Annotated in this window: 21 protein-coding genes; 18 read left to right on the top strand and 3 right to left on the bottom strand. The window is 44.6% G+C overall.

Annotated elements, in window-relative coordinates:
* Positions 1-155: 155 nt before the first annotated feature.
* Positions 156-1,661: an anaerobic nitric oxide reductase flavorubredoxin gene (gene norV / locus IHV80_RS16770; RefSeq protein ID WP_192891512.1), complete on the top strand. Its 1,506-nt coding sequence runs from the start codon at positions 156-158 to the stop codon at positions 1,659-1,661.
* A gap of 1 nt (position 1,662) precedes the next feature.
* The gene (gene norW / locus IHV80_RS16775) at positions 1,663-2,832 is read left to right on the top strand and encodes an NADH:flavorubredoxin reductase NorW (protein ID WP_192891513.1); all 1,170 of its coding nucleotides are present in this window, start codon (positions 1,663-1,665) and stop codon (positions 2,830-2,832) included.
* A gap of 171 nt (positions 2,833-3,003) precedes the next feature.
* Here norW and gltS read toward each other — a convergent pair whose 3' ends face one another.
* The gene (gltS, locus tag IHV80_RS16780) at positions 3,004-4,230 is read right to left on the bottom strand and encodes a sodium/glutamate symporter (RefSeq protein ID WP_192891514.1); all 1,227 of its coding nucleotides are present in this window, start codon (positions 4,228-4,230) and stop codon (positions 3,004-3,006) included.
* Between the two features lie 316 nt (positions 4,231-4,546).
* The gene (locus tag IHV80_RS16785) at positions 4,547-4,903 is read right to left on the bottom strand and encodes a YibL family ribosome-associated protein (RefSeq protein ID WP_010432454.1); all 357 of its coding nucleotides are present in this window, start codon (positions 4,901-4,903) and stop codon (positions 4,547-4,549) included.
* 327 nt (positions 4,904-5,230) lie between these two features.
* Here IHV80_RS16785 and IHV80_RS16790 point away from each other — a divergent pair, with 327 nt between their 5' ends.
* Complete coding sequence (locus tag IHV80_RS16790) at positions 5,231-6,028, top strand: DUF4344 domain-containing metallopeptidase (protein WP_192891515.1); 798 nt, start codon at positions 5,231-5,233, stop codon at positions 6,026-6,028.
* A 114-nt stretch (positions 6,029-6,142) separates the two neighbouring features.
* Here the strand turns inward: IHV80_RS16790 and IHV80_RS16795 are convergent, their stop codons facing one another.
* The gene (locus tag IHV80_RS16795) at positions 6,143-6,529 is read right to left on the bottom strand and encodes a tautomerase family protein (RefSeq protein WP_192891516.1); all 387 of its coding nucleotides are present in this window, start codon (positions 6,527-6,529) and stop codon (positions 6,143-6,145) included.
* A gap of 252 nt (positions 6,530-6,781) precedes the next feature.
* Here IHV80_RS16795 and IHV80_RS16800 point away from each other — a divergent pair, with 252 nt between their 5' ends.
* The 15 genes from IHV80_RS16800 (at position 6,782) to IHV80_RS16870 (ending at position 19,112) form a co-directional block, all read left to right on the top strand.
* Entirely contained in the window at positions 6,782-7,396 is a 615-nt protein-coding gene (locus IHV80_RS16800; RefSeq protein WP_192891517.1) for an LON peptidase substrate-binding domain-containing protein, read from the top strand.
* A 110-nt stretch (positions 7,397-7,506) separates the two neighbouring features.
* Entirely contained in the window at positions 7,507-8,154 is a 648-nt protein-coding gene (locus IHV80_RS16805) for a sigma-70 family RNA polymerase sigma factor (RefSeq protein ID WP_192891518.1), read from the top strand.
* Complete coding sequence (locus IHV80_RS16810; protein WP_192891519.1) at positions 8,147-8,836, top strand: ChrR family anti-sigma-E factor; 690 nt, start codon at positions 8,147-8,149, stop codon at positions 8,834-8,836. The genes IHV80_RS16805 and IHV80_RS16810 overlap by 8 nt, the downstream gene beginning before the upstream one ends.
* A gap of 144 nt (positions 8,837-8,980) precedes the next feature.
* Positions 8,981-9,928, top strand: a complete 948-nt coding sequence (locus IHV80_RS16815) for a YbgA family protein (RefSeq protein WP_192891520.1) — start codon at positions 8,981-8,983, stop codon at positions 9,926-9,928.
* Positions 9,925-11,370 (top strand): deoxyribodipyrimidine photo-lyase, encoded by a 1,446-nt coding sequence (gene phrB, locus IHV80_RS16820; protein ID WP_192891521.1) that lies wholly within the window; start codon positions 9,925-9,927, stop codon positions 11,368-11,370. The genes IHV80_RS16815 and phrB overlap by 4 nt, the downstream gene beginning before the upstream one ends.
* Before the next feature lie 14 nt (positions 11,371-11,384).
* Positions 11,385-11,816 (top strand): nuclear transport factor 2 family protein, encoded by a 432-nt coding sequence (locus tag IHV80_RS16825; protein WP_192891522.1) that lies wholly within the window; start codon positions 11,385-11,387, stop codon positions 11,814-11,816.
* Positions 11,816-12,547 (top strand): SDR family NAD(P)-dependent oxidoreductase, encoded by a 732-nt coding sequence (locus IHV80_RS16830; protein ID WP_192891523.1) that lies wholly within the window; start codon positions 11,816-11,818, stop codon positions 12,545-12,547. The genes IHV80_RS16825 and IHV80_RS16830 overlap by 1 nt, the downstream gene beginning before the upstream one ends.
* Before the next feature lie 2 nt (positions 12,548-12,549).
* Complete coding sequence (locus IHV80_RS16835; RefSeq protein ID WP_192891524.1) at positions 12,550-13,821, top strand: NAD(P)/FAD-dependent oxidoreductase; 1,272 nt, start codon at positions 12,550-12,552, stop codon at positions 13,819-13,821.
* Positions 13,818-14,624: a DUF1365 domain-containing protein gene (locus tag IHV80_RS16840; RefSeq protein ID WP_192891525.1), complete on the top strand. Its 807-nt coding sequence runs from the start codon at positions 13,818-13,820 to the stop codon at positions 14,622-14,624. The genes IHV80_RS16835 and IHV80_RS16840 overlap by 4 nt, the downstream gene beginning before the upstream one ends.
* 118 nt (positions 14,625-14,742) lie before the next feature.
* Positions 14,743-16,020: an SAM-dependent methyltransferase gene (locus IHV80_RS16845; protein ID WP_192891526.1), complete on the top strand. Its 1,278-nt coding sequence runs from the start codon at positions 14,743-14,745 to the stop codon at positions 16,018-16,020.
* Positions 15,998-16,522, top strand: coding sequence for a DUF2878 domain-containing protein (locus IHV80_RS16850; RefSeq protein ID WP_192891527.1), 525 nt, complete (start codon positions 15,998-16,000; stop codon positions 16,520-16,522). Before IHV80_RS16845 ends, IHV80_RS16850 begins: the two co-directional genes overlap by 23 nt.
* A gap of 3 nt (positions 16,523-16,525) precedes the next feature.
* Positions 16,526-17,101 carry a chalcone isomerase family protein gene (locus IHV80_RS16855; RefSeq protein ID WP_192891528.1) on the top strand — a complete coding sequence of 192 codons (576 nt, stop codon included), beginning with the start codon at positions 16,526-16,528 and terminating at the stop codon, positions 17,099-17,101.
* Complete coding sequence (locus IHV80_RS16860; RefSeq protein WP_192891529.1) at positions 17,098-17,640, top strand: DUF3833 domain-containing protein; 543 nt, start codon at positions 17,098-17,100, stop codon at positions 17,638-17,640. The genes IHV80_RS16855 and IHV80_RS16860 overlap by 4 nt, the downstream gene beginning before the upstream one ends.
* Positions 17,641-17,919: 279 nt before the next feature.
* Entirely contained in the window at positions 17,920-18,183 is a 264-nt protein-coding gene (locus tag IHV80_RS16865; RefSeq protein ID WP_004732701.1) for a hypothetical protein, read from the top strand.
* 254 nt (positions 18,184-18,437) lie between these two features.
* Complete coding sequence (locus tag IHV80_RS16870; protein ID WP_192891530.1) at positions 18,438-19,112, top strand: SDR family NAD(P)-dependent oxidoreductase; 675 nt, start codon at positions 18,438-18,440, stop codon at positions 19,110-19,112.
* Positions 19,113-19,145: the final 33 nt, after the last annotated feature.

Raw genomic sequence — 19,145 nt, forward strand, 5'->3', positions numbered from 1 at the left:
ACACATTGGATTTATTTTGATTACAAATACGACAATGTCATAAAGACACATCGCGGTGTTCAAAAACCAAACAAACAACAATAAAACAAACACTTAAAAACATGGCACAACTAGTGCAATGGGAGCCTTAGATATTTAAATAAGGTATTATCATTATGACTATTCACGTTAAATCAAATGTTCACTGGGTCGGCGTCCACGATTGGGAAACAGAACACTTCCATGGTAAGGAATACCACATGAACAAAGGTACCAGCTATAACTCGTACCTGATCCGTGAAGAGAAGACAGTGCTTGTCGATACTGTCGATCATCGCTTTACTGAACAATTCCTTGCAAACCTTGAGATGGAAATCGATATAAATGACATCGATTACATCATTTGCCAGCATGCAGAGGAAGACCACTCAGGTGCCCTTTCCGCACTACTAGCTAAAATTCCAAACACACCTGTTTACTGCACAGAAGCTGGTGTTAACTCGATTGTTGGCCATCACCATCAGCCTGACTGGAACTTCAGAACCGTAAAAACCGGCGACACGCTCGATGTCGGTAACGGCAAGCAACTTATCTTTGTTGAGATGAAGATGTTGCACTGGCCAGACTCAATGGCGACCTACTTAACTGGCGATGAAATCCTGTTCAGTAATGATGCATTCGGCCAACACTACTGTGACGAAAACCTATTCAACGACCAGCTAGACCAAGTAGAACTTCATGATCAATGTCTGCGTTATTTCTCTAACATCCTGACGCCGTTTGCGCCTCTAGTAAAAGCGAAGATAGAAGAAGTGTTAAGTTTAGGTGTGCCGATCGATGTGATTGCGACTTCTCACGGTTGTATTTGGCGTGACAACGCGACTCAGATCGTTGAGCAATACTACGAGTGGTCGAAAGCCTACAAAGAAGATCGTATCACCATTGTCTACGACACCATGTCGAACAACACTCGCATGATGGCCGATGCTATCGCTAAAGGGATCCGTAAAGGCAGCCCAGAAACGGCAATCAAGGTCTTCAATATCTCTAAGCACGACAAGAATGACATCCTTGCCAACATCTTCCGCTCAAAGGGCGTACTTGTTGGTTCATCGACCATGAACAATGTGATGATGCCGCAGATCGCTGCGCTACTTGAAGAGATACACGGCCTACGTTTCGCAGAAAAAAGAGCCGCTGCATTCGGTTCTTCAGGTTGGACCGGTGGTGCAGTTAAACGCATCGATGCTCGCCTACGTGAAGCCAATTTCGAAGTCAGCGCACCACAACACATCCACTGGAAACCAGACACAGATGCCCTTCGCCAATGTATCGATTACGGCATGACGCTTGCTGAGGTGTGGCGTACAGAAGCAGATGAAGTGAGCGCACCGAAACAAGTATCACGCAATGTACAACCGCTTGAAACCACACCTGCCCCTGCAGAAAACACTGCCGCTCTCAAAGACACGACAGAGCAGGAAACAGAAGTAGCTCAAGATAACTCAGTACACACGGCAGACTGCACTTGCTGGCGTTGTACAGTATGCGAATGGGTGTACGACCCACAATTGGGTGAACCTTACCAAGGCGTCGAACCAGGAACTCCTTGGGCGCAAGTACCTGATGATTTCCTTTGCCCTGAATGCCATTTAGGCAAAGAAGTGTTTGTGGAGAAGTAGCATGTCGAACATTGTCATTGTGGGTGGCGGTTTCGCTGCCCTACAAACCATCAAGATGGTACGTAAAATTGACCAAGATATCGCAATTACCATGATCACCGCCGATGCTGGAGTTGAGTACAGTAAGCCGAACCTTTCGCACGTGTTCAGTCAGGCGCAAGCACCAGAAGATCTAACGCAACATAATGCTCAACAGTTGGCAGAGCAGTACAACGTGGTCATCAAAACCAAAGCTCTAGTTAGCGAGATAGATACTGAGCAGCAGTGTGTTTATGTTGATGGGCAATCTATCCACTATTCAAAGTTGGTATTAGCGACGGGCGCGACTCCCTTTATTCCACCAGCGGAAGGGTTAAAACGTAACGCGACCATTACTCTTAATAGTTTGGAGGAGTTCGAGAAACACAAGGCTCAAGTTGACGATGCCCAACGAGTCACTGTGATTGGTGGAGGCTTGATCGGGGTCGAACTCGCCTTCGACCTTCAAACCGCAGGCAAAAATGTCACCATCATCGAGCCTGCGAGTTACTTGCTAAACAGTCTTGTGCCGCCTTTCGTTTCTCTCGAACTGGAAAGAGAGCTTACAAAAGCAGGAGTCACCGTTGAAACCGATTCTGCAGTGTGTAGAGCGACTTATCTGCCTGATGGCGTCAGACTGCAAACCACCTCTTCTCGTTTGATACGAACTGATATCGTGATTGCAGCAGCAGGGCTAAGACCAAACACGCTGTTAGCGACACAAGCTGGCATCAACGTAAGCAGAGGGATTGTGGTCGATGAAACCATGAGAACCAGTGCTGAGAATGTGTATGCGATTGGTGACTGCGCTGAAATAGAGGGTCGCGTAATGGCCTATTTGCAGCCAGCAATCTTGTCTGCAAACGTGTTGGCTAAGCAACTCACAACGGGAGAAGGGGAGCCATTATTGAGAGAAGCAAAACTCAGCTTGCCTCATATCATCACTAAGGTGAAAACACCGAGTTACCCAATTCAACTTGCAGGGCGTGATATCCAAACCGCTCAGAGCTGGGAAACACGATTCGATCCCAAGGGCATTATCGCAAAGGGCTTCAATGAAGAGAATCAAATGGTTGGTTTCATTGTCACGGGAGAGCACATCAAAGCCGCATTTCCTCTACTGAAGGAGTTGCAGATAAGTTCACCATCATAAGTACAAAGGTGAAAAGCAGTCGACTCATTATATAGGTCGACTGTATTCAACACGAAAATGCACATCAAATTCGGGAAAATTTGATGCTTTCAATTAGAACAACTCTAATATAAGCAACAAAAAAGCCAGTCAATAGACTGGCTTTCTTGTAAGCAAAACGTGGCGTTCACATTAACCGATAAACGAGATATACCCTTGTAGGATAATCAGGTTAACAATATCGATAAAGAAAGCACCGACGATTGGTACAACCATGAAGGCTTGTGGCGATGGACCGTATCGGTTCACCAAAGATCCCATGTTCATTACCGCTGTTGGTGTTGCACCTAAGCCGAAACCACAGTGACCGCCAGCCATTACTGCTGCATCGTAGTTAGAACCCATTACTTTGAAAGTCACAAAGTAAGAGAAAATACCTAACACCACCGCCTGAACACCAAGGATAACCAAGAACGGAATCGCAAGGTCAAAGATATTCCAAAGTTTCAGGCTCATTAGCGCCATTGCCAAGAACAGTGATAACGACACAGTACCGAGAATATCGACCGTTTCGCTATCGGTTTTATGCAGCTTAGTCACTTCAAAAACGTTGGTGATGAACACGCCAATAAACAGCGCGTAAACGAAGTCAGGAATCATTAACCAAGAAATTTCAAAAGTCGCGACCCATTGCTCTAAGTATCTCGCACCCGTGATACAGATAAGAAGAATGAACAAGACTTCAATCACCTTCTTCGCCGTCACTTTATCTTCTTCGTACTCGTTATAAGTAACAAGTTCAGGAAAACGTTCGTGCGTTTGCGTGCCAGTACCGTATTCAGATTCGAGCTTATTCTTATCAATCAGCTTTTGTGCCACAGGGCTACCGATGATACCGCCAATAATCAAACCGAACGTGGCAGAAGCCATCGCGATTTCTAGGGTATTAGCAATGCCAAACGTGTCTGCAAAAGTTTGCGACCAAGCCGCACCAGTACCGTGACCACCGGATAGCGTGATAGAACCTGCAATCAACCCCATTAGAGGCTCAAGGCCAAGGGCTGTTGCGAGTGTTACACCTACACCGTTTTGGATAATGATGTAAACCGAAGCTACCCCTAAAAATAGGAACACCTTGGCACCACCTTTAATCAGCTGCGTGTAGTTAGCCGCAAGGCCAACCGTTGCAAAGAACATCAACATGAAGGTGTTCTGCAAGGGCAAGGAAAACTCAAGATCAAGGCCGTTAAAGTGCAAGGCTGTAATAGCAAAAGCGACGATCAAGCCGCCGACGATGGGCTCTGGTATATTGTACTTTTTGAGAACCGGAAGCTTTGCATTGACGAAATGACCTAGAAACAAAACACTAATCGCGATTAGGAAGGATTCTAGTGGTCCAATTGAAATTAATTGATTCATATAACCTCTATTTTTTTACGTTCTCATCTTCCCTAATGAGTCTAGTTTTATCTGTGATTATTTGTGCTGCTCTACCTATATTTATACAAACTGGAGAGAAATTGTAGATTCGAAAAGCGAACACATTACTGCGATCACTTGGTGCTATGTTAGTAGCACGTTAACTTTTATAGGAGAAAAAAGGATTTGTGACAACAATCACCTCCCAAAAGTTGAAAACGGCGTAAGTATTCTTGCCGCTTACTCTGCTTTTTTAATACCTAAAAAAGCAAAAAGGAGCTATTGCTAGCTCCTCTTTTATCACCATCGCTGGTAATTAGAATTTTTTCGGTGCGTAACCAGTCATAACCTCAATGCGAAGCTCTTTACCAATCTTCGTCATTGGGTGAACAATCACTAATCCTTTTACAGACTTTTTCAGTTTACCCATATCCGCTTGCTCAGCTTTTGTGATTTCGCGGCTAAATGGCATATCAATCAGCGATTTACGCTCTTGATTCACATCAAAGCTTTCTTTGTGTTTAAGCTGGGCAATCTTCTTAGTTAGCTTCTTAATCTCATCTTCAAATTGACGAACAACAGGACGATCATTACGAGTTTTAGCAGCCGCTAACTTGTTGCGACACTTGTCTAGACGGTTGTTAATTTGTTGAAGTTCGTTTTTAACACTCATAATAATTTCCTAAGATTAAGCAAGCCAATTCGGATTGGGGCGCGGAGTATAGCACAAGGGTTTACTTGAACCGAAATTTATCTGTTAATTACCAATAGAAACGAATCACATCAACACCGTTCATTCAGCTCGCCAATTGATAATTACCTAGCCTCAAAGCTGGTCATTCATTGATAGGATAGCGCCAACTTCAAAAGTTAGTGTTCTCGACACTTCAAAATTCCGTCTAAACTTGTACTCTAGCGTGGTAAATAACTTGGGATACATTACTTGGTGTACTCACCCTAGTGCCGACTCTAATTCGTAGCATAATCACAAGGATAGCCGATGACATTATTGAAACGAACACTGACCTACAGCCTAGCCCTTAGCTCAATGTTTGCCGCAACTTATGCATCTAGTGAACAAGAAAACCAAAGTAACCTAATCGTTGAGTTCTCTACACCACAAAATACCGAAGAAGAGCAGATCAAGCGAGAGATCCAAAACAGTGGCATCAATGACACTGTCGTTGACCTATCAAACCAACTCTTGATGTTTGAAAAGCCATTAACCATTCAATACGGCGGAGACGAAGGTCCGCTCTACGATCCACAAACGCATCAAGTGCTGATCCCATATAGCTTTTACTCTGAATCATTCAATTACTTTGAAAAGAACCAATACGAAAAAGAGTATGGAAAATCCGCGCAAACCGGCGCTATCGATACCTTGCTTCATACCCTGCTGCACGAAGCCGGGCATGCTTATATCGAAGACCAGAACATTGCCATATTGGGTAAAGAAGAAGATGCCGTTGATAACCTAGCGACGGTGTTATTACTGAATTATGTCGAACATGGTGGTGATGCAGCAATCAGCGCAGCAGACATGTTCGCTTTCGAGTCAGAAGATCGCCCAGAATATTATGACTTAGGGGAATACATCGATGAACACAGTTTCGACCTACAACGTTACTTCTCCACTTTATGTTTGGTGTATGGCAGCGATCCCGATGCTTATAAGAACTTGCTCGATGAAGTGGAAAATGACTATTTGAAAGATAGGAAAGAGTTCTGCGTCGAGCACTTTGATGTGATGACTGAAAATTGGCATCAGTATTTAAAAGAAAGTGATGATACTTAAAGGGGAGTATCGATAACTAGAAACAAGCGGCTTTGGCATCACATTCCAAAGCCGCGACTAGAAAGACGGGCTTAAGTCTTGTGTCTCACGTGCTAATAGTTGAGAGGTCGAGCCCTAGACCTTCACTTTATACTTCAAATCTTGGGCTTCATCGCCCGTCAGACCTCGAAATCCCCAACAGTGAGAAGGTTGTTCCTTAATGGTGATTTCGATATCAATAGGAGAGATGCCTAATTGCTTTTCTATCTCAGAAAATATCTTTTTAATTAGACGCTTCTTAGTGTTTACCGCTCGACCTTCCATCATATTGATTTCAATGACGGTATAGGCTTCTGTTCGCCCTTCGGGATAAAAGAAGTCATCTCTTTCCAAAGGGACAAATCGATGTGCTCGCTTATCATCCGGTAAGCCCATCTCACTGTTCAAACATTGTTGTAAGACATTAGAAAGCTGTAACTTAATCGGATTTAAGCACTCTTTGATACCATAAATAACGATCATGACCATTCCTTTGATGCGATGTTAGGTATAGAAGAACGTCAGATGGAAGCATCGTTTGGCGACCATCTGTTCGCTTACTATTTGTACATATAGTACCTAATGATTCGTATGAGAAAAGTTAAAAACAATGAATTTATGAACAGGTGCAACAAAATACCTATCCCTTTGCAAACATAAGTCGAAGCGAATTGATCGAACACCATCATCACCACGTATATCTTCTCAAATCACATTTAAACTAAGGAGTGCTATGTGCCGAATTCAACTGGGAAGATCACGCGGACAGAAGCCAAACCAGACAAACCCGTAGAGTCTTCTCTAGAGCTTGCTGTGTTCCCTCTCCCCATCTTTCTTTTGCCCGGAGGCCGGCAGAGACTGCGTATTTTTGAACCAAAGTATCTCGCGATGGTTGCTCACGCGGCGAAAGGCGATGGTTTCATCATTGCTACTCAAGACAATTCTGAACACCTCAGCTCATGGGGGACAAAGGTGTCCATCGTTGATTTCAATATGTCGGATGACCTGATTTTGGAAATTGATGTCGAAGGTGAAAAATTAGTGCAACTTCATGAGTCGTTTCGAGACGATGATGACCTGATTAAAAGCAAATTCAGTTTGTTACCTCACTGGCCACAATACAGCTATACGGTGCCAAACGTAGTTACTGCGTTTCTTGTCGAGTTGTTTAGAGAGCACGATTCGATCAGGGCACTCTACCCCGCTCCTGACTTCGAAAGCCCACAATGGATCTGTGCTCGACTACTCGAAATGATGCCTATCCCATTGGAAAAGAAAACCAAATTCACAGAACCCGCTAGTTTTCCGTCTTTAGTTCCCTTTTTGAATCAAATCATTACAGGGCAATAAGCACTTTTATTCACTATAATTTTGTATAGTAGAAATTAATTTAAAATAAAGTGATCCCCACCTTCACTCTCCACGTAGTGTCTATCAAATTCGCATGATGGTTAATTACTATGCAAATGGAAAGCAGAAGAACCGGGAACGGCAAGGAGCATGTCATTATCCCCGACAATAAACTACCTACCGAAAGTAAGGTTCCTACAGAGCTCTCAAGCTGGCTAATTTTGGTTGGTTCAGACAGAGATAAGCAGGCATTTACTTATCTATTTAAATTCTTTGCTCCCAAAATCAAGCGTTTTGGCATCAGTAAGTTGGGCAGTGAAGCCGCTGCCAACGAGCTAATCCAAGACACGATGACCAACGTTTGGAAGAAAGCGCATCTCTACAATGAAGAGAAAGGCGCAGCGACGACTTGGATATACACCGTAATGCGAAACGCTGCTTTCGACATGCTGAGAAAGGTGAAAGCCAAAGCAGAGCAAACCATCGCTGACGACATTTGGCCGATTGACGCCATGGTAGCCGAATCACAAAGTGAGCAGCTTCCGTTCGGCGATCATCTAATGAGCCGTCACGTCATGACTCAAATAGAGAAGTTGCCTCTCGCTCAGAAAACCATTGTGAAAGGTGTCTATTTCCAAGAGTTATCGCAAGAACAGCTCGCCCAACAACTCGATGTCCCGCTTGGAACTGTTAAATCACGTCTAAGACTCGCACTCGCCAAATTAAAAGTTCACATGGGGGAACAAGACCATGATTAAACATCACCCAAATGCAGCAATCTTGAAAGATTTTGTCGATGGGAATCTAGCGGATTCGGTTTCTTTGATTGTTTCTAGCCATGTTGAGCTTTGCGAACACTGTCAAAAACAAGTGAGCATGCTGACAGCACAAGCTGCTGACTCAGCCTTTGCAAGCGACACAGCAGGGCTAAAACTGTCTGACAGCGAAATGGACGCATTCCTAGCTGACGACGGAGAGTTTGATTTTGACGTGATTAATCAGATCACGGCAGATTTATCACAGGCTGTCGAAGTCGTTATTGAAGCACAACAAGAAACCGTGTCTAACACGACTTTCACGATTCCTCGCGCGCTCCACTCAGTGGTAAGAAAAGATTGGATGAACTTGGGCAAGATTTCTCGCGCAAGACTCGATTTCGATGATGAATCACACCACACCAGCTTGCTGCATATAGACAAAGACGGGCAGGTGCCTTGTCATACTCATAAAGGCTTCGAGATTACGCTTCTTCTAGAAGGCAGCTTCGAAGATGAAATGGGCGTTTACAACAAAGGTGACTTCATCTGGTTAGATGGAGAACACACCCATCAGCCTGCGACTAAAGAAGGTTGTGTGTGCTTAACCGTTTCAAGTGATGCCTTGTATTTCACCAAAGGGGTTAGCCAACTGTTCAACCCACTGGGTAAATACATTTATTAGTTAGAAAAGATTTCTCGGGTACGTCACAAGGCTCATAGAGTTGGCTAGTAAGAAAAGTAAAAACCGAACTAAAGTAATGTTTAATAAGCAATAAAACACACAATATAAGAATAGCAATGAGCAATGAGCGTAAGGAATTGACCAATGGATAAAAAAATAAAAATAGGCATTAGTGCATGTGTCGCCGGTCATAAAGTTCGGTTCGATACTGGCCATAAGCGTTCTCGTTTTTGCACAGACGATCTTGCAGACTACGTAGAACTTGAGCCAGTTTGTCCAGAGATGGGGGTTGGACTTCCAACGCCGCGTCCTACGATCCGTCAAACCAGAATGTTAGACGACATCATTCATGTTTCTCGACCTGATGGTTCTGGCGATGTTACCGATGAACTGATCGAGTTTGGGCAAAACTATTCAAAGAACAACCAACACATCGCAGGGTTCATCGTGTGTCAAAAGAGCCCAACCTGTGGCATGGAGCGAGTAAAGGTTTATCACCACCACGGGCGTGGTTCTGAATCGACAGGCGTTGGCTTGTTCACTCAACAAGTAATGCAAGGCAATCCCCTACTTCCTATGGAGGAGAATGGTCGCCTCAACGATCCAATTCTACGTGAAAACTTTATGACTCGAGTTTTCACTTACCAAAAGTGGCTCGACCTTGTTGATGAAGGCGTAACCAAACACAAATTGATTCAATTCCACAGCGCTCACAAGTATTTAGTGATGTGCCACCACATTGAAGGTTACAAGAGCCTGGGCAAACTTTTAGCGAGTAGCGATTTAGAGATCGATGAGCTGGCTGAAAAGTACATCGAAGGTCTGATGACGGCGCTAATGCACCATGCAAATCGTGGCAGTCATGCCAATACTCTGCATCACTTGCAAGGTTACTTTAAGAAACAGCTGAGTAGCGCTCACAAACAAGAGCTCACCAATCAGATTTCATCATTTAGAGAAGGGCTAGTTCCTCTGTTAGTTCCACTAACGCTGATCAACCACTATCTGATGGAATATCCAAACGAGTACCTAGAATCACAGGTTTACCTAAACCCGCACCCACAAGAACTTAAGCTGAGATACGGATATTGAGCGACATTCTATGGATAAGACGAGACCTGAGGATTCACGATAACCCAGCTCTCGTCTCTGCAGTTGAAAACGGCGTCTCTATCGCCGTTTTTATTTCAACCCCGCAGCAATGGCAACAACATCACCTTGCACCGATAAAAGCGGACTTCATTTATCGCCACCTGAAACAGTTCGAATCACAACTCGCTGAATTCGGTATCACTCTGCTGCACCTCAAAGCCACAGACTTTAACGATCAAGCCACTCAGCTCATCAACTTGTGCAAACAGGTCGATGCGACATGTGTGTATGCCAATTCAGAGCCAGAAGTGGATGAGCAGTTAAGAGACAAACGCTTAATCGCTACTGGTATAAAGCTAAAAATAACCGACTGCGATACGATTCTTCCATTGGGTAGCGTGCTGAATAAACAAGGCGAGATGTTCAAGGTTTTCACACCTTTCAAAAACGCATGGTTAAAAGAAGTACAAGCGAAAGGCATCATTTGCAGCCACGCTCCAGTGCATTCAACAGGATCAGCGCAAACAGGTTCATCTGAAACGGATTCGCTACAGAATTCATCACAACTGAAACAATCGTTAAGTGGTTTTTCTGGCGAGTACGATTTCGACTTTCCGCGTACCGATTCAGAGCGTTGGCCACTAAGCCAAGACGTCCTTGAGAGCGTGATTCCCAATTTCTTAGCCAATAAAGTTAACGATTATTCTCGCCTTAGGGATATTCCCTCGGTGAAGGGGACTTCTGGTCTTTCGCCATACTTGGCTATTGGTGCAGTCAGCCCTCGTTGGTTAGCGATTCAATTGATTCAGCAACAGCCTGACTTGTTATTTGATACTCAGTTGCCAGCCTTTTCTTGGCTTAATGAATTGATTTGGCGAGATTTTTATAAGCATTTGATGTTCCATCATCCTAAACTGGTTAAAGGTGCGAACTTTCAACAGAAATACAACGGCTTAGATTGGTATTACGACAACCCTAGCTTCAAGGCGTGGTGCGAAGGAAAAACAGGCTACCCATTAGTTGATGCAGCTATGCGTCAATTGGTTGAGACAGGTTGGATGCACAATCGGCTAAGGATGGTGGTTGCGAGCTTCCTGACCAAACACCTGCTGATTGACTGGCGCTGGGGCGAACGATTCTTTATGTCACACCTTATCGATGGTGATTTCAGCGCGAATAATGGTGGTTGGCAGTGGGCTTCAAGTACCGGCTGCGACGCTCAACCTTATTTCCGAATTTTCAATCCAATTACCCAGAGTGAAAAGTTTGATCCAAAAGGAATTTTCATTCGTAAGTACATTCCAGAGCTGCAAAATATCCCAGATAAACATGTGCACTTCCCACATGATTTTATCGCTAAAAATGGAATAGACAGTGAATACTGGCAACCCATCGTTGAACATAAAGAAGCACGATTGAGAGCCTTAGCCTTTTTCAAATAATTAGAGTGATTATTATGGACAACTCACTATGGCTTGATAACTTTCTCAACATGTACCGAGAACTCGGAACCGACAACTGCGACGTATTAAAAACGGTTTATCACCCGGACATCGAATTCCAAGACCCACTGCATCATGTCAGTGGGATTGTCGCGTTAACGCATTACTTCGAGAACCTCTATACACAAGTCACTAGTTGTTACTTCCACATCGAACACACCTTTGAAGTGAAAGATGAAGCATCCGTTTATTGGACAATGCAATTCGCTCACAAACAACTCAACGGACAAAAGCCGATTGAAGTTCAAGGGCACAGTCATATTAAAATGTTGGACAACCAAGTGGTTTATCATCGCGATTATCTGGATGTGGGTTCGATGTTGTACGAGCACATTCCAGTATTAGGTTGCGCGATCAAATCCATCAAAAAAAGAGCGAGCCGATAATGCGTATTATGATCACAGGCGCGACCTCAGGTATCGGCCAATCACTCGCTATAGATTATACTCAACAAGGGCATCAGGTGATTGCTTGCGGCCGCAATCAAGACAAACTGAAAGCTTTAGTCGATTCTCATGAGACGGACTTATCGCACTCGTCAATCGAGCCACTCTGTTTTGACTTAACCGATTACCACAATTTCCCCGAACTTGACCAAAATAATCCACTCGACCTGCTGATCTTGAACGCGGGTGACTGTGAATACATCGATGATCCTGTCAATTTCGATGCAGAGTTGTTCGAGCGCGTCATCAACATCAATCTAATTTCAATTGGTTACGCCCTTAAAGCTTGGCTAAAAAACATCAAGCCCGGCGGACGCTTGGTTTTAGTAAGCTCCAGCGCCAGCTTTTTGCCTTTGCCTAGAGCCGAAGCTTATGGCGCTTCAAAGGCAGGTCTCACTTACTTAGGAAGAACGCTTTCGGTTGACCTTGCCAAGCACAATATTCATGTCTCCATTGTGCACCCTGGCTTTGTTGAAACTCCTTTAACCGAGAGAAACACGTTCGCTATGCCTATGATTATTAGTAGTGAGGCCGCAATTCAGCGAATCGTAAACGGTATTGCTCAAGGAAAGAGTGAGATCGATTTCCCAAGACGATTCATCATGTTGATGAAGCTATTAAGAATGCTTCCAACTCCAGTTTGGCAAAAACTCGCTTCAAGGATGGTATAACAATGAAGAAAATCGCCATTATTGGTTCAGGTATCTCTGGACTCACTTGCGCGCACATATTAGATAAGCACCACGACGTAACGGTATTCGAAAAGAATGATTATGTTGGGGGACACACCGCGACCGTTGATATTGAACATCAGGGCTCGGCTTTTTCGATAGATACAGGTTTCATCGTATTCAACGATCGAACCTACCCAAACTTCAATCAGCTGCTCGAACAACTGGGTGTTGAAAGACAACCCACCGAGATGAGCTTTAGCGTCCACAACACCACCACCAAGTTTGAATACAACGGCCACAGCATTAATTCGTTATTCGCGCAGAGGAGTAACATCTTCAAGCCGCAGTTCTGGTCTTTGGTGTCTGACATTCTGAAGTTCAACAAGTTGTGTAAGGCGCAATTCGAAAGCAATGTGTTCACTCCAGACGTTACCCTTGGAAGTTTCTTGCGTGACAACCAGTTTTCCGATTTTTTCAGCCAGCACTACATTCTGCCGATGGGGGCCGCTATTTGGTCGACAAGCTTAGAAGAGATGGAAGAGTTTGAGCTTAAATTCTTTATTCAGTTTTTCTACAACCACGGCCTGCTAGACATTGCCAACCGCCCGCAGTGGTATGTAATTCCTAAAGGCTCTCGTTCTTACATTGAAATCATCCTTTCACGCTTAAGTAAGTCTGTTGCACTCAACACATCGATTCAACAAGTCACTCGCCAAGAATCAGGGGTCACGATTGAATTTGAAGATGGCGGCACACAGGGTTTCGACGAGGTGATATTTGCCTGTCATTCAGACCAAGCGTTACATCTGCTAGGCGATGCAACAGCAGAGGAGAAACAGGTACTGGGCGAAATACCTTATAGCCGCAATGAAGTGGTTCTTCATACCGATACTCGATTGCTCCCAGATAGAAAGCTGGCTTGGGCGAGCTGGAACTACATGCTCGACGGCAACAGCCAACGACCAGCTTGTGTGACGTACAACATGAACATTCTGCAAGGCATCGAAAGCCAAGACACCTTCTGCGTCACCTTGAATCAGAACGACGCCATCGATCCGGAAAAAATCATTCGAAGCTTTGTGTATCACCACCCTGTTCTGAATTCGAACACGGTGAACGCACAGCAACAACGTGAAAAAATCTGCGGCCAAAATAAGACTCACTTTGCAGGCGCTTACTGGTACAACGGATTCCATGAAGACGGCGTCCACAGTGCACTCGATGTGACCAAACGCTTCGGTTTAGATTTGAGTACGAGTTCAGAACTGTGAACAGCCAAACTCTGACATCCGAAATGGGGATCGCATCCGAAAAGAGTGAAGAACTCAGCGGTATCTATTGGGGTAACGTCAGACATCGCCGTTTTGGCGACATCACCCATGAGTTTAGTTATCAGCTTTACATGATGGGGCTGGATCTTGATGAACTGCCCCAAACCACATCGCGTAGTGCGCTATTCGGAACTCGATGGTACAACCCGATTCGCTTTGTAGAGTCGGATTATCTTACTGAAAAAAAAGAAAACCCCAGTATTAATGAACCAAAGTCACTTAAGCAACGTATAGCTTCCAAAGTGCAACAGCTTGGTGGTGTTTGGTCTGATTCAAACCGTGTGACGATGCTGGCACAGTGCCGTTGTTTAGGTATTTATTTCAGCCCGATAAACTGTTTCTTCTGTTATGACGAAACAGGCGATTGCAAATACATGTTGGCTGAAGTGAGTAATACGCCTTGGCGAGAAAGACACTACTACCTCATCGACATGCACCAAGAACTGAAGGTAAAGAAAGCGTTTCACGTTTCGCCGTTTATGGACTTAAACATGACCTACTTTTGGAAAATTAAGCCGCCAGCGAAACGCACGTTAGTCCACATCGAAAGCCGCCGAGACGACAAGCTTTTCGATGCGACATTGGCTTTGACAAAGCAGTCAGTAACAAAGAAAAATATTAGACAAACGGTATGTAAGATTCCGGCGATGACGATAAAAGTCGTGATGGGGATTTATTATCAGGCTCTCAAATTATTCCTGAAAAAAGTACCGTTTGTGGCGCACCCAGATTCAACACCTTAAGCGCCTTCACAACAATTAATGAAGAGAACTCAATTGAAGCTTGGATTCACTCCAACCCAGGAGCAGAACCCAACTTAATTGGCACAAAATATTAGAATGAGTTACCAGCGAGGTTTACATGGAACAGCTTGCCAAACAAAACAACATTGAACAACAAGCTAAAGCCGTTGCTGTTTCAAGCAACTGTAAATATCGAGCTTTAATCTTTAAGGTCCTAGAGCGCCTGCAATTTGCGACGTTGGAAATTATCGAGCGAGACCAACATTCAGTATTTGGTGATCGAGAAGCAGACTTGAAAGGTCGAATCGTGATTCATGATGCGACCTTTTTTAGAGATGTTGTTATCAACGGCAGTATTGGGGCATCCGAAGCTTACATTGATGGTAAATGGACTAGTCCAAACCTGACTCGTGTTATCCAAATCATGGCGCGTAACCAAGCTCAACTGGATGAATTGGACGACAAAACACAATGGATTTCTAAATTCAAAAATCTACTTCTTCGTCGTAAGAATTCCAACACCGAACAAGGCTCTAAAAGAAACATTCTTGCCCACTACGACATCGGTAACGAGTTGTATGAACGCTTTCTTGATTGCTCAATGCAGTACTCATCTGCGATCTACAGCGAAGATGCGTTAACCCTGTCGAAAGCACAACAGAACAAAATGAAAACCATCTGTGAACGCTTAGAGCTTTCAGAATCGGACAGCGTGGTTGAAATCGGCACTGGCTGGGGCGGTTTAGCGATATTTATGGCCCAACATTATGGCTGCCACGTCACCACCACGACCATTTCAGATGCCCAGCACGAGCTGGCAGAACAGCGTGTTAAAGCGCTCGGCTTAACCGACAAGATCACTTTGCTTAAACAAGATTACCGAAACCTGTCAGGCCAATACGACAAGTTGGTGTCTATCGAGATGATCGAAGCAGTTGGACACGAATATCTGCAAACCTTCTTTGAGAAGTGCTCTTCGCTACTCAAACCTTCAGGCAAGATGCTGATTCAAGCGATCACCATTGCTGACAGCCGTTATGAGAAGTACCGCAAAGGTATCGACTTTATCCAGAAGTACATCTTCCCGGGGGGCTGTTTACCTTCAGTGTCAGTGATGACCCAACATCTTGCGACCAGCACAGACCTTGTGGTTCAAGAAATTGATGATATTGGCCTGCACTATGCTCGCACACTCAACGACTGGAACGTTGCCTTTGAAAACAGCTGGGAAGATTTGGAATCACTGGGTTATTCAGAAGAGTTCAAACGCCTTTGGACCTTCTACTTCTGCTACTGTGAAGGTGCATTCAAAGAGCGAGTGATCAGTACTCACCATTTAGTCGCAAGAAAACCTCGTTACTTTGGAGCAAAAGATGAAACGGTTTTGGATTATTAATCTCGTTCTGTTTCAAGCGACCTGGGTTTGCAGCGCCTTCTTTACCGCGCAAGCCCCGTTCGTAACGCCATTGATCGTGGTGGTTCACTTCCTTCTATCTCCAACTCGCAGTAGCGACTTGAAAATACTCGTCTTATTACCATTGGGGCTATTGCTTGATAGCCTCATGCTCCACTTCGGTATTTTTGCCGTCGACTCTGCAATTGCTAATCAATCTTGGTTTCCAGTGTGGCTCATTTGCCTGTGGATCATGTTCTTAATCAGTTTCAATCACAGCCTGAATTGGCTTTTAAAATGCTCGAAAGTGATCTTGTTTGCCATAGGGTTCGTAGCAGGTACTAGTAGTTATTGGGGAGGCATCAAAGCAGGTGCCCTTCTTACTACTTGGCCAGATGCATCGGTAGTTGCTGCCCTTGCAATGAGTTGGGGGATCTTGTTGCCCTTACTGGTGGCCGCCTACTCCAACTTAGTACAACCTGAAATGGCAAGGACAACGAGGTGACTTATGGCTTATTCACGCAATCCGACACAAACGTTCAAACCTGAGAGCGGTATTGTTAGCGCTCACCAGCAAGCAAAAAACACACTTTTAGGCTTTGTCACTCTCTCGTTAGTGTTTGCTGCTCTGTTATTTTCCGGAAACACCAGAGCTTCAGCTGTCGATGATTTACACAAGCGTGGTCAGGGTGAAATGAGTTACCTGTTTTGGACTCTCTACTCTGCCGAGTTCTATACCGCACCCTCTACTTCAGAACGTGCTTTGAAAATAGAGTACTACCGAGCGATAGAGAGTAAAGATTTGGTCGAAGCTACTGAAGATCAATGGAATAAGCTTGGCTACCCTAATAGCAATATTAAACGTTGGTTAGAGCCGCTCTACTCAATGTGGCCAAATGTAGAAGTAGGAAGCACGCTCACCATCCGTGTCGCTGAAGATAATGTCAGCCGTTTTTACTTTGATGAGCAACCTATTGGTGTCATCCAAGACAAACAATTCGGCGATGCCTTCCTTGCTATCTGGCTGTCTGAAAACACCTCCGAACCGGGCCTACGCAAACAACTTTTAGGTTTGAACAAATGAATCCAAAAACAACACTGTTAAAGTTCGTTCTGTCGATACTTTCTCTCACTTGGTTAGTCGGTTGTGGCTCTGCAAATTTAGAGAACCACGTAGACACTACGCCAGAACTCAAGCTCGAAACCTTCTTTGATGGTGAGCTAATGGCTTACGGCATGGTGCTCGACCGTTCAGGAAACCTACTGCGCCGCTTTGATGCCAAACTTATCGCGTCTTGGGATGGTGACAACGGAGAGATAAAAGAGTGGTTTACGTTTGCAGACGGTGAGCGCTCAACTCGCGTTTGGAACCTGATAAAAACCGGTGACAACACCTATTCAGGCACCGCTAATGATGTGATTGGAACGGCTTATGGTGAAACTCAAGGTTCGGCTCTGTATTGGAAATACGACCTAGAAGTTGAAGTAGATGGCAGCACCTATGAAGTGGTGTTAGACGACTGGATGTTCTTGATGGACGAAAAACGCTTGTTCAACAAAACCGAGATGTCGAAGTTCGGTTTTAAAGTCGGTGAAGTCATCTTATACATCGAGAAAATCTGATTGAGAGAGTCTTAGTTTGACCTTGTCTTATTAGCGCTTCTTTTCATCCTGCAACCGGCTCTAAGTTCACAAAACAAACGCAGTTCGCAACAAAACAGCCCACAACGTAAAATTGTGGGCTGTTTTGTTTAATCCCTCGAATAGCGTATCTGCAAGCTCACCCCTCTGTGCTAAGATGCGCCACCAGCATACAAATGGGCTAGACTCATACTCAACAGTCCCTATTTGTTTCGCTAAGTGTAGATTCCCTACCATGAATAATTGAAAAGGCTTTAAAGCATGAGCAAGTTAACCTCAGCGGAGCGTAAAGCTCGCGACAATGAACGTTTCTCACAACGTGTAAACGACCGCAGAGAAAAGGGCGAAGACGTAGTTGCTTACGCACTGACCAACAAGAAAGCTGTAAAATTCCTGACTAAGTCGGAAAAGAAACGCTTCAATGAAGCGAAAGTAATTCGCCAAGAAGAGCAGCGAGTGAAAGATCAAGAAGAGCTCAACAGAATCGAAGACTCGTTCACAACTAAACAGTTCGACGAAGAGTAATCTGACTTCAAAAGCGCTGGCTCTATGCCGGCGTTTTTACTTTTTAACTCATTATTTTTGGTCGCTGTTACTTTTAGTCTACCGTGCCGCTCCTTTGTTCCCCCCAGCTTCACCATTCTCCTCCCCCGTTTCACGACACTCTAATCATCGTTCAATTTATCTCTCAAGTTATCCATCAACTTTGACCATAGATCTCAGAAAAACTCAGCCTAGCCCCTTACTATCTCGGATCCACTCTACAAATTTAAGACAGTATGATTTTAATTACCGGATCAAGCAGCGGTTTAGGCGCAGCTTTAGCCAAGCAATATGCGAACACACCGAACAATCGTCAACGTTTAATGATCACTGGCCGTAACTCACAGCGTTTAGCTGAATTGGCGAAAGGCCTGCCAGCGAATACCGTGAGCCAAGCCTGTGACCTATGTGACCCGCGCTCAGTGAGCGAAATGCTTGATGCGTTGCCAGAAACACCCAAGCTGGTGATTCACAGTGCAGGCAGTGGATACTTCGGTAAGATAGAACAGCAAGACCCAGCGGCGATCAGCGACATGCTAAAAAACAATATCGAGTCCTCGATATTTCTGATTCGTGAGCTTGTTCAGCGTTACAAAGATCAACCGGTCACCATAGCAGTCGTGATGTCGACTGCAGCCCAAGGTGCTAAAGCGGAAGAGTCCACCTACTGCGCAGCAAAATGGGCGGTAAAAGGATTTATCGAATCGGTAAGGTTGGAGCTCAAAGGTCACCCGATGAAAATCGTGGCGGTTTATCCCGGAGGAATGGCGACCGAGTTTTGGAATACAAGCGGCAAAGACATGGATACCTCAAGCTTTATGACAGCTCCAGAGGCGGCTCAGATGCTGCAACAAGCGTTAACCAGCACTGAGCATGGATATGTGTCAGATATCACGATAAACCGCGGTTAACGGTTAAAGAGAGCTGCGAACAGGTAAACAGAA

Origin of the sequence: Vibrio bathopelagicus, assembly GCF_014879975.1 — a bacterium.
GTDB lineage: Bacteria > Pseudomonadota > Gammaproteobacteria > Enterobacterales > Vibrionaceae > Vibrio > Vibrio bathopelagicus.

Excerpts from the sequence above, each read along its gene's own strand:
- gltS (WP_192891514.1), bottom strand. The coding sequence starts at position 4,230 with ATGAATCAATTAATTTCAATTGGACCACTAGAATCCTTCCTAATCGCG.
- IHV80_RS16825 (WP_192891522.1), top strand. The coding sequence starts at position 11,385 with ATGGACAACTCACTATGGCTTGATAACTTTCTCAACATGTACCGAGAA.
- IHV80_RS16810 (WP_192891519.1), top strand. The coding sequence starts at position 8,147 with ATGATTAAACATCACCCAAATGCAGCAATCTTGAAAGATTTTGTCGAT.
- IHV80_RS16865 (WP_004732701.1), top strand. The coding sequence starts at position 17,920 with ATGAGCAAGTTAACCTCAGCGGAGCGTAAAGCTCGCGACAATGAACGT.
- IHV80_RS16845 (WP_192891526.1), top strand. The coding sequence starts at position 14,743 with ATGGAACAGCTTGCCAAACAAAACAACATTGAACAACAAGCTAAAGCC.
- IHV80_RS16850 (WP_192891527.1), top strand. The coding sequence starts at position 15,998 with ATGAAACGGTTTTGGATTATTAATCTCGTTCTGTTTCAAGCGACCTGG.
- IHV80_RS16785 (WP_010432454.1), bottom strand. The coding sequence starts at position 4,903 with ATGAGTGTTAAAAACGAACTTCAACAAATTAACAACCGTCTAGACAAG.
- IHV80_RS16790 (WP_192891515.1), top strand. The coding sequence starts at position 5,231 with ATGACATTATTGAAACGAACACTGACCTACAGCCTAGCCCTTAGCTCA.
- IHV80_RS16870 (WP_192891530.1), top strand. The coding sequence starts at position 18,438 with ATGATTTTAATTACCGGATCAAGCAGCGGTTTAGGCGCAGCTTTAGCC.
- norV (WP_192891512.1), top strand. The coding sequence starts at position 156 with ATGACTATTCACGTTAAATCAAATGTTCACTGGGTCGGCGTCCACGAT.
- IHV80_RS16855 (WP_192891528.1), top strand. The coding sequence starts at position 16,526 with ATGGCTTATTCACGCAATCCGACACAAACGTTCAAACCTGAGAGCGGT.
- norW (WP_192891513.1), top strand. The coding sequence starts at position 1,663 with ATGTCGAACATTGTCATTGTGGGTGGCGGTTTCGCTGCCCTACAAACC.
- IHV80_RS16805 (WP_192891518.1), top strand. The coding sequence starts at position 7,507 with ATGCAAATGGAAAGCAGAAGAACCGGGAACGGCAAGGAGCATGTCATT.
- IHV80_RS16830 (WP_192891523.1), top strand. The coding sequence starts at position 11,816 with ATGCGTATTATGATCACAGGCGCGACCTCAGGTATCGGCCAATCACTC.
- IHV80_RS16835 (WP_192891524.1), top strand. The coding sequence starts at position 12,550 with ATGAAGAAAATCGCCATTATTGGTTCAGGTATCTCTGGACTCACTTGC.
- IHV80_RS16860 (WP_192891529.1), top strand. The coding sequence starts at position 17,098 with ATGAATCCAAAAACAACACTGTTAAAGTTCGTTCTGTCGATACTTTCT.
- IHV80_RS16815 (WP_192891520.1), top strand. The coding sequence starts at position 8,981 with ATGGATAAAAAAATAAAAATAGGCATTAGTGCATGTGTCGCCGGTCAT.
- IHV80_RS16795 (WP_192891516.1), bottom strand. The coding sequence starts at position 6,529 with ATGATCGTTATTTATGGTATCAAAGAGTGCTTAAATCCGATTAAGTTA.